Origin of the sequence: Cytobacillus oceanisediminis 2691 (assembly GCF_000294775.2) — a bacterium.
GTDB lineage: Bacteria > Bacillota > Bacilli > Bacillales > Cytobacillaceae > Cytobacillus > Cytobacillus pseudoceanisediminis.
Genome location: NZ_CP015506.1, coordinates 23,008 through 32,500, shown reverse-complemented (window position 1 = coordinate 32,500; position 9,493 = coordinate 23,008). Strand labels below are relative to the sequence as shown.

The 9,493-nt window shown below is 44.8% G+C and carries 11 protein-coding genes, 1 tRNA gene, 1 other RNA gene and 1 other annotated feature (2 of these 14 running past the window's edge); of the genes, 4 read left to right on the top strand and 9 right to left on the bottom strand.

Features of this window, described 5'->3' with window-relative positions:
* The 7 genes from A361_RS00165 to tadA form a co-directional block, all read right to left on the bottom strand.
* Window positions 1-6, bottom strand: the 5' end (the start) of a protein-coding gene (locus tag A361_RS00165) for a pro-sigmaK processing inhibitor BofA family protein (protein ID WP_009336777.1). 258 nt of this gene lie to the left of the window's left edge; 6 of the gene's 264 nt are visible here — the first part of the coding sequence; its start codon is at window positions 4-6; its stop codon lies beyond the left edge, outside the window.
* A 121-nt stretch (window positions 7-127) separates the two neighbouring features.
* Window positions 128-346 (bottom strand): YaaL family protein, encoded by a 219-nt coding sequence (locus A361_RS00160; protein ID WP_019383453.1) that lies wholly within the window; start codon window positions 344-346, stop codon window positions 128-130.
* Window positions 347-363: 17 nt separating this feature from the next.
* Entirely contained in the window at window positions 364-960 is a 597-nt protein-coding gene (gene recR, locus A361_RS00155) for a recombination mediator RecR (RefSeq protein WP_009336775.1), read from the bottom strand.
* A 161-nt stretch (window positions 961-1,121) separates the two neighbouring features.
* Complete coding sequence (locus tag A361_RS00150) at window positions 1,122-1,445, bottom strand: YbaB/EbfC family nucleoid-associated protein (protein WP_009336774.1); 324 nt, start codon at window positions 1,443-1,445, stop codon at window positions 1,122-1,124.
* A gap of 22 nt (window positions 1,446-1,467) precedes the next feature.
* On the bottom strand, window positions 1,468-3,165 hold the full coding sequence (dnaX, locus tag A361_RS00145; protein ID WP_009336773.1) for a DNA polymerase III subunit gamma/tau: 1,698 nt from the start codon (window positions 3,163-3,165) through the stop codon (window positions 1,468-1,470).
* A gap of 138 nt (window positions 3,166-3,303) precedes the next feature.
* Window positions 3,304-3,568, bottom strand: an RNA gene (gene ffs / locus A361_RS00140) — signal recognition particle sRNA large type.
* Window positions 3,569-3,647: 79 nt separating this feature from the next.
* Window positions 3,648-4,184, bottom strand: coding sequence for a tRNA adenosine(34) deaminase TadA (gene tadA, locus A361_RS00135; RefSeq protein WP_009336772.1), 537 nt, complete (start codon window positions 4,182-4,184; stop codon window positions 3,648-3,650).
* 77 nt (window positions 4,185-4,261) lie between these two features.
* Between tadA and A361_RS00130 the strand changes: the two genes are divergently transcribed.
* The 4 genes from A361_RS00130 to A361_RS00115 all read left to right on the top strand — a co-directional run bounded on the left by A361_RS00130 (window position 4,262) and on the right by A361_RS00115 (window position 7,666).
* Window positions 4,262-4,837: a cysteine hydrolase family protein gene (locus A361_RS00130; protein ID WP_009336771.1), complete on the top strand. Its 576-nt coding sequence runs from the start codon at window positions 4,262-4,264 to the stop codon at window positions 4,835-4,837.
* Window positions 4,838-4,883: 46 nt separating this feature from the next.
* Entirely contained in the window at window positions 4,884-6,170 is a 1,287-nt protein-coding gene (locus A361_RS00125; protein WP_009336770.1) for a LysM peptidoglycan-binding domain-containing protein, read from the top strand.
* 189 nt (window positions 6,171-6,359) lie between these two features.
* Window positions 6,360-7,001 carry a deoxynucleoside kinase gene (locus tag A361_RS00120; protein ID WP_009336769.1) on the top strand — a complete coding sequence of 214 codons (642 nt, stop codon included), beginning with the start codon at window positions 6,360-6,362 and terminating at the stop codon, window positions 6,999-7,001.
* Window positions 6,998-7,666 carry a deoxynucleoside kinase gene (locus A361_RS00115; RefSeq protein ID WP_009336768.1) on the top strand — a complete coding sequence of 223 codons (669 nt, stop codon included), beginning with the start codon at window positions 6,998-7,000 and terminating at the stop codon, window positions 7,664-7,666. The genes A361_RS00120 and A361_RS00115 overlap by 4 nt, the downstream gene beginning before the upstream one ends.
* Before the next feature lie 214 nt (window positions 7,667-7,880).
* On the opposite strand, the gene A361_RS00105 is transcribed toward A361_RS00115, so the two are convergent.
* Both A361_RS00105 and serS read right to left on the bottom strand, forming a co-directional pair.
* A tRNA-Ser gene (locus tag A361_RS00105) sits at window positions 7,881-7,973 on the bottom strand.
* Between the two features lie 89 nt (window positions 7,974-8,062).
* The gene (gene serS, locus A361_RS00100; protein WP_019383452.1) at window positions 8,063-9,340 is read right to left on the bottom strand and encodes a serine--tRNA ligase; all 1,278 of its coding nucleotides are present in this window, start codon (window positions 9,338-9,340) and stop codon (window positions 8,063-8,065) included.
* A 52-nt stretch (window positions 9,341-9,392) separates the two neighbouring features.
* Window positions 9,393-9,493 (bottom strand) — a binding site (T-box leader) (it continues 124 nt past the right edge of the window).

The window sequence follows — 9,493 nt, the reverse complement described above, 5'->3', positions numbered from 1 at the left end:
GTCCAAAAGAAAAATCCTCCTTTCAGGAAACTTGTACTACTAATTTATGATTAGCGCGTACAAAAAAGACCTTGGAGGAGGACAAGTATTTTGTAATGATTGATTTTCTTTCCGCAATGGGAACAAACTATATTCTGACTCTTACATTTCTCTTTTTAGCTTCCCTGAAAAGAAAAAAGTACTTAGCTTCGGCCAGCTTCGCCTGGCTGATTGCTTCCGGGGATGGATCAAAGCTCTTTTCCACTAGCGATTTCTGGTTGTTCCAATCTGTTTTCAATCTGTTCAGCTGCTCCAAAAGCTTCTCATCAAACTCGCTTCGAAGCCATCCTTTCCTGCGAAAAAACATAAATTCCGCCTCCGTACTTAAACTTCTCTTCTGCCTTCTAATGCTTTTGATAGCGTTACTTCATCAGCATACTCTAAGTCTCCACCCACTGGCAGGCCATGGGCAATCCGGGTAGCCTTTATGCCGGATGGCTTAATCAGGCGGGAGATATACATGGCTGTTGCTTCCCCTTCGATATTAGGATTGGTGGCAAGAATAATTTCCTGTACTGTTTCATCCTGAAGCCTTTTCAATAAATCAGGAATATTGATATCTTCCGGCCCTATTCCATCCATCGGTGAAATGGCTCCGTGAAGGACATGATAAAGTCCGTTATATTCCTTCATCTTTTCCATGGCAATAACATCTTTCGGATCCTGGACCACACAGATTACTGACCGGTCGCGTCTCTGGTCCTCACAAATATAACACGGGTCCTGATCAGTGATATGGCCGCAGACAGAGCAGTAAGATAAATTTCTTTTCGCATTGACAAGCGCCTTGGCAAAATCCAGCACAGTATCTTCTTTCATACTTAAAACAAAAAACGCCAGACGCGCAGCCGTTTTTGGGCCGATTCCGGGCAATTTCATAAAGCTGTCAATCAGCTTTGATATTGGTTCAGGATAGTGCATGTATAATTCCTCCTATATGAAAAGGAAAAGCGCCGCGAGCATGACGGACTGATGAAGATTCCCATCAGTCTATGTTCGCTGGCGCTCAGCCTGTCCGTTCTTTCGTGCATAACTCTATTATAGATAAAACATGCAAGAAAGCACTCGTTCAGGACGTTTTATTAAAACATTCCCGGCAGGTTCATTCCTTTAGTAAATTGGCCCATTGTGTCGTTTGTTAAGTCATCCGCTTTTTTCAGTGCATCGTTCGTTGCCGCCAGAACAAGGTCCTGAAGCATATCAATATCTTCCGGATCAACAACTTCTTCTTTGATGTTTACTTCTAATACTTGTTTATGTCCGGATACAATGACAGTCACCATTCCGCCGCCAGCTGTTCCTTCAATTCTTTTTTCGCCAAGCTCTTCCTGTGCCTGAGCCATCTTCTTTTGCATTTTCTGCATTTGTTTCATCATATTTTGCATATTTCCCATTCCACCGCGCATTTTACATACCTCCAGCTATTTTCTATTCTTTAATTTCAATTAGTTCAGCGCCAAATAATTTGACCGCTTCAGCCACATGGGGCTCTTCCTCATTTCTGCCGAAGCCCTCACCAGACTCATCTCCGTCACGCTGGCTGCGCAGGAAATCCTCCCTGACACTTTGCCATTGTTCATCCGGAATGCCAACCAGCTGCAATCTCTTGCCTAATAGCTCAAACATGACATTCGCCAGTGTATCCAGGAATTTCGCATTATCCATGGCCATCTGACAGTGGATTTCATATTTGAACTTTACGATAAGAGCTGTTTCGGATGCGGCAACAGGTTCTGCTTCATTGAGAAGCGCTGCCTGAGAGCGCATCTGGTTTTGAACAAGCAGATTCAGCATTTCACCCCAGCGGCTTTTTACAGCCACCAGGTCGTTTTTCGTTGCCTGCTTCAGGACTTCATTCACTTTTCCTACTGGTGCCTGGAATCCTTTACGTGAACTTCTCTGCGGTTTTTTCTGTACAGCAGGAGCTCCATCATCTTTCACCGCTATGCCGTTTTTCTTTAATTCCGCCAGCTCATGCTGAAGCTGTTCGATTTTTTGCATCAGCGGCTTGATGTCTGCAGACTGTCCTGATTTCTCTCGCTGTTCAAGCTGGCACAGCTTCACAATCGCCACCTCCAGGAAAATCCTCGGATGGTTGGTCCATCGCATTTCCTGCTGGGCTTTGTTCAGCACCTCAATCAGTTCATAGAGCTCTTCCGGCTCGACTTCCTGGGCAAGCTGCTGGAATTCTTCATCAAGCATGACTCTTTCCAATGATTCCTCCAGCCTTGGAGCTGCTTTATATAAGAGCATATCCCGGTAATACAGGATAAAGTCTTCTATAAAACGGGCTGGATCTTTCCCCTGAAAAAGGAGCTCTTCCAGAAATCCCAGCCCGGATGCGGCATCCCTGTCTTTAACCGCTCTTGCCAGCTTATTCAGAAACCCTTGTGACACAGCACCTGTTACAGACAGGGCATCTTCAACTGTAACACGATCCTGGCTGAAGGAAATTGCCTGGTCAAGCAAGCTAAGGGCATCACGCATACCGCCTTCTGCGGCTCTCGCAATGATCTGCAGTGCCTGGTCCTCATATGCTGCACCTGTTTCATCCGCAATCAGCTTCATTCTCCCTGTTATCGCCTGAGCCGTAATCCGTTTAAAATCGAATCGCTGGCACCGGGAAATTATCGTCAGTGGAATTTTATGAGGCTCTGTAGTGGCTAAAATAAATATGACATGCTTAGGCGGCTCTTCAAGCGTCTTTAACAGGGCATTGAAAGCGCCAATGGAAAGCATATGTACCTCATCGACGATGTAAACCTTATACTTTACAGCGTTCGGGGCATATTTCACTTTGTCCCTGATATCCCTGATTTCTTCTACACCATTATTGGATGCAGCATCAATTTCAATGACATCAGGAATAGAACCGTCTGTAATGCCTCTGCAGGCAGCACACTCATTGCACGGTTCAGTAACCGGAGCCTTCTCGCAGTTAACAGCCTTTGCGAGAATTTTAGCTGCACTTGTTTTACCTGTTCCGCGGGGGCCGGAAAACAGATAGGCGTGTGATATCTTCTCCTGAAGCAGGGCGTTTTGCAAAGTCTTTGTCACATGTTCCTGTCCGACGACATCGATAAACTGCTGCGGACGCCAAACACGATATAAAGCTTGATAACTCACTGACACGCCCCCTTCCTATGTATAGTCCTTTATCTATTATAACGTATCTATTTTCCTTTTTACAAAACCTAGAGCGAAATAAATTACAACAAAAAACCCATCCTGCAAAAGGATGAGTTTTATTTACAATATAAACTGCCGTGCACCTTCCGTCGACTGACGCCCATAGGCGTTACTTAAGCAGTTAGCTCGGCCCAGGCAACCCTGCGGCACATGGGAGCTTCCACTTAATGCTGCTTCCTTCCGGACCTGACATGATTCATGGATTCCCATTGCGCAGGACCCGGGCGTCAACACCACTTACTTAAGGCAGGCCCTACAGGACATCAGCCTCGGGAAGGGATTCAGCCTCGCTAGAGCGGATTGCGAGTACAGGGCACCGCTACCTCCCCGCCTAGCACGGCAAAGTTGATACCATATTTAGTTGCGTCTTTGTCCGACGCATTTATAAGTATACTAACATTTAGGTGAAAAAGCAATGCCTAACCATTGTCAATTCCTGTATCAAGTTCCATCTGCAGCAATTGCCTTCTTTTTTTCTCTTCTTTCTTGCGCTTTCGCAACCCTCTGAAAAAGCTCGAAAGCATCTCGCCGCATTCTTCTTCCAACACCCCTGGCACAACTTCACTCTGGTGATTGAACCGCTCATCCTGCAATAGATTCATAAGCGTCCCGGCACAGCCTCCCTTTGGATCCTTAGCCCCATACACCACCTTTTTGATGCGCGAGAGAATAATGGATCCCGAACACATCGGACAAGGCTCTAAGGTAACATAAAGAACAGCATTCTCCAGCCGCCAGGTTCCGAGGTTTTTGCATGCCTGATCAATGGCAAGCAGTTCTGCATGCGCAATCGCAGTCTGATTCACTTCTCTCAGATTATGTGCCCGGGCAATGATTTCCCCTTCCAGAACAATGACTGCCCCAATTGGAACTTCTTCCAGACCTTCCGCCAGCTTTGCTTCTTTAATGGCCTCCTGCATATACAGTTCATCTTCAGTGAATGATGCTTGCCTCATTATATCTTCATTCCTTCTCTTAACATCTGTGTAAAAGCCGCCCCTTTTACAAAAAATAACCTTAAAGGAGCGATACCATGAAAAATCCGCAAGCCTATAGACCGGCTCTTATCATTATTGACATGATTAACGACTTTAATTTCCACCATGGAAGGATCCTTGCTGACAAAGCTTTGAATATCGCAAAACCCATCAATACATTAAAGACCGCTTTCTATGAGCAGGATCTCCCTGTCATTTATGTGAATGATCATTATAATCTCTGGCAGGCTGATCTGGATACAATTACGACTCATTGCCGCAATCCTATCAGTGCACCTATCCTTCATGAGATGCACCCATCGCCGGATGATTATTTTTTAATAAAGCCTAAGCATTCCGCCTTTTATGGCACTGCCTTAAATACCCTTCTGCACCAGCTCGGCGTCAATATGCTTGTCATGACAGGCATCGCTGGCAATATCTGTGTCCTATTTTCGGCCAATGATGCCTATATGAGAGAATATCATTTACATATACCGCATGACTGCACCGCTTCTAATGATGACCACGATAATGAAAATACCTTAAAGATGATGGAAAAAGTATTAAAGGCCAATATATCTTCTTTCTCTGAAAACAATTATAACATTTCTTCTATGTTTCCTTCATAAAATGGCAGTAGTGTTCTAAGACGTGTTTTTCAGGGAGGGAGATAGATTGCAGATTCATGTGGTTCAGCAAAACCAGTCTTTGTTCGGCATTGCCCAGGCATATGGAACGACGGTTGAAGATCTGATAGAGGCAAATGAAATTCCCAATCCAAATAATCTGGTGATCGGCCAGACACTTGTTATTCCGATAATAGGACGCTTTTATTGGGTTCAGCCCGGAGACAGCCTTTACTCAATTTCAAGAAGGTTCGGCATTTCTTATCAGCAGCTCGCATCTGTCAATGGGATTTCGGTGAGCCAGCCGCTGCAGGTGGGGTTCCGCCTTTATATCCCGCCACGCCCGAAAACGAACGCAGAGTTCAATGCCTATGTGGAGCCAAGAGGCGATACAGTCGCCCCTGAACTGGTAGAAAGCGCAAGAGAGGCTGCGCCTTATTTGACCTATCTGGCACCTTTCAGTTTCCAGGCCCTTCGAGATGGTTCTTTGAAGGAGCCGCTTCTGAATGATTTCCCGGCCATAGCGAGAGCCAATAATAATGTATTGATGATGGTTATTACCAATCAGGAAAACGATCAGTTCAGTGATGAACTCGGCAGGATATTGTTAAATGATATGGCGATTCAGAATAAATTCCTGGATAACATTACAGCCACAGCAAAAAAATATGACTTCAGGGATATTCATTTTGATTTCGAGTTTCTGCGCCCCGCTGACCGGGAAGCCTATAACAATTTTCTCAGAAAAGCGAAGGCAAGATTCGAGCAGGAAGGCTGGCTGATTTCTACAGCATTGGCTCCGAAAACAAGTGCAGAACAGCAAGGCCTCTGGTATGAGGCCCATGATTATAAAGCCCATGGGGAGATTGTTGATTTTGTCGTGATCATGACCTATGAATGGGGCTACAGTGGAGGCCCTGCAATGGCTGTTTCCCCGATTGGCCCAGTGCGGCAGGTTTTAGAATATGCCATTAGTGAGATGCCTTCTTCCAAAATTATGATGGGCCAGAACCTATATGGTTATGACTGGACGCTTCCTTTTGTTCAGGGCACCACTGCAAGAGCAGTCAGCCCGCAGCAGGCCATACAAATCGCTGCAGAAAATAATGCAGCCATTCAATATGATTACCAGGCGCAGGCGCCATTTTTCAATTACACAGCACCTGACGGCAAAAGGCACGAGGTCTGGTTTGAGGATGCCCGCTCCATCCAGGCCAAATTTGATTTAATCAAGGAACTGAAGCTGCGGGGAATGAGCTACTGGAAACTTGGCCTTTCTTTCCCGCAAAATTGGCTTCTGATTACAGAAAACTTCAACGTGACAAAAAGAGCTTGATCTCTCAGCAGCTGCCGCTTACAGGCAGCTTTTTTATTTTTCAGACTATATGCTCTTATTTTCTTATTTCCAGCTTAAATTCCATATCCCATCCACTCCATACTGTGATAAAATAAGCTTTGTGTCATTTTGGAACGTACCTATAAATGGTTTCTATAGATAAATAAGCAATGCAGGAGGGCGATCAATATGGGGGGAATACCTTTTATTACAGTAGAGGGGCCGATTGGCGTTGGGAAAACATCTCTCGCTAAAGCGATTTCTGAAAAATTTCAGTATGCACTCTTAAAAGAAATTGTTGATGAAAATCCTTTTTTGGGTAAATTCTATGAAAACATTGAGGAATGGAGCTTTCAGACTGAAATGTTTTTCCTCTGCAACCGCTACAAACAGCTGGTTGATATCAACAATCACTACCTTGCTCAAAAAAAGCCTGTTGTGGCTGATTATCATATTTTCAAGAATCTTATTTTTGCCCAGCGCACATTAAATCAGAATGAGTATCAGAAGTATTTGAAGATCTATGACATTCTGACAGGTGATATGCCAAAGCCGAATGTCATTATCTATCTCAATGCAAGCCTTGAAACACTGCTCGATCGAATCGAGCTGCGGGGCCGTGAAATTGAAAAGAATATCAGTCCATTATATCTCGAGCAATTATCCCTTGATTATGAAACGGCTATGAATGAGTTCGAGAGGCAGCACCCGGATATTCCAGTGATCCGTTTCAATGGAGATCAGCTGGATTTTGTGAAAAATGAATCAGACTTAATGCATATATTCGATACATTGTCGACATCATTAAAAAAGAGGAGCATACACTTATGAATCTAAGGCAAAAATACGAGATTCCTTCGAACGCAGTGATCACGATTGCCGGAACCGTCGGAGTCGGAAAATCAACGATGACCAATGCGCTTGCGGACGCACTGGGGTTCCGAACCTCTTTCGAAAAGGTTGATACGAACCCTTACCTGGATAAATTCTATGCAGATTTCAACCGCTGGAGCTTCCACCTGCAGGTATACTTCCTGGCGGAACGGTTCAAGGACCAGAAGCGCATCTTCGAATATGGCGGCGGCTTTGTTCAGGACCGATCCATTTATGAAGACACCGGCATATTTGCGAGAATGCATTATGAAAAAGGCACCATGTCAAAGGTAGATTACGAAACTTACACCAGCTTATTTGATGCGATGGTGATGACACCTTATTTCCCGCACCCTGATTTGCTTATTTATCTGGAAGGATCCCTTGATGATATTCTTTCCCGCATCCAGGAGCGCGGCCGTCCGATGGAGCAGCAGACACCTATTTCCTACTGGGAAGAAATGCACCAGCGCTATGAAAATTGGATTAACAGCTTTAACGCATGCCCGGTCCTGCGCCTGAATATCAATGACTATGACATCATTCAGAATGAGCAATCCATTGAGCCGATTGTAGAGCGCATTTCTTACTTTTTAAGACAAACTCAATTATTAAAAAAATAACCGCCATTTAGGCGGTTTTTTGCTGTTTGATTAATGGCCCCGAGTACTTAGCAGAAATGAGAATCGCTGACGAAATTCTTTCCCCGGTCCTCCAAAAAATATTTTTATCGGTCACTTTCAACAGAATGAAAAAATTATATAACAAAAAAACCGCTGATCATCAGCGGTTTTATGTATCTCCAATTTTTATGCGCGTGTTAGATGTCAATTAAAATGGAGGAGGAAAGGGGATTCGAACCCCTGCGCGGTTTGACCCGCCTGTCGGTTTTCAAGACCGATCCCTTCAGCCAGACTTGGGTATTCCTCCGCATCGACAAGAAATACTATATCATTTCTAAATAGGCATGTCAACATTATTTTTATAAAAAAAAGAGCGGATCAAAACCCGCTCTTCAATTAAGGCTTTATAACTTCGCGAGTGCCCATATACGGACGCAATACCTCCGGAATGATGACACTTCCGTCAGCCTGCTGATAATTTTCTAGAATAGCTGCCACCGTGCGGCCGATCGCAAGGCCAGATCCATTCAGTGTGTGCACATGCTCCGGCTTGCCTTTTGCCTCGCGGCGGAAGCGGATATTTGCACGTCTTGCCTGGAATCCTTCAAAGTTACTGCAAGAAGATATTTCTCTATACGTGTTATAGCTTGGAATCCAAACTTCGATATCGTATTTCTTCGCAGCTGTGAATCCAAGATCACCCGTACACATGCTCATCACACGGTATGGAAGGCCAAGCATCTGAAGGACTTTTTCCGCGTGTCCTGTCAGCTTTTCAAGTTCCTCATAAGACTCTTCTGGCTTAACAAATTTCACAAGCTCGACTTTGTTAAACTGGTGCTGGCGGATAAGCCCGCGAGTGTCACGGCCGGCAGAACCCGCTTCAGAACGGAAGCATGCACTAAATGCCGCATAGTTTATCGGAAGCTCGTCTGCATTCAGAATCTCTTCCCTATGCATATTGGTGACAGGCACCTCAGCGGTTGGAATCAGAAAATAATCTTCGCTTTCAATTAGGAATGCATCTTCCTCGAATTTCGGAAGCTGTCCTGTTCCTGTCATGCTTGCACGGTTAACCATGTACGGAGGAAGAACCTCCTTATAGCCATGCTCGTCTGTGTGCAAATCAAGCATGAAGTTGAATAAGGCGCGCTCAAGGCGGGCACCAAGGCCTTTGTAGAATACAAAGCGGCTGCCTGTTACTTTGCTCGCACGTTCGAAATCAAGGAGATCAAGATCTGTCGCAACATCCCAGTGCGGCTTTGGCTCGAAATCAAATTCACGGACTTCTCCCCATTTGCGGATTTCCACATTATCATCTTCTGTTTCGCCGACAGGCACACTTTCATGCGGAATGTTCGGAATGCTCAGCAGCAATTGGTCCAATTCCTCCTCGACTGTACGGAGCTCCTCATCCAATGCCTTGATTTTATCGCCGACTTCTCTCATTTCAGCGATTAAATGGTCTGCATCCTGCTTTTCGCGCTTTAAGGCAGCCACCTGCTGGGATACTTCATTTCTTTTGCTCTTCAGCTGTTCTGCTTCTACAATTAGCTCACGTCTTTTTACATCCAGATCTTCGAATTTTCCAAGATCGGTTAAATCTTCGCCACGGTGCTGAAGCTTGTTTTTCACTTCTTCAAAATTGGCTCTTAAAAACTTAATGTCCAGCATTTTTTAGTACCTCCTGAAAATAGTTTAAAACACAAAAAACTCCCGTCCCCAAAAAAGGGACGAGAGTTACCCGCGTTGCCACCCTAGTTGAAAGCATGAGCTTTCCACCTTAAATCCATAACGGTTTTAACCGAAAGCATTTACTTTTCCCGG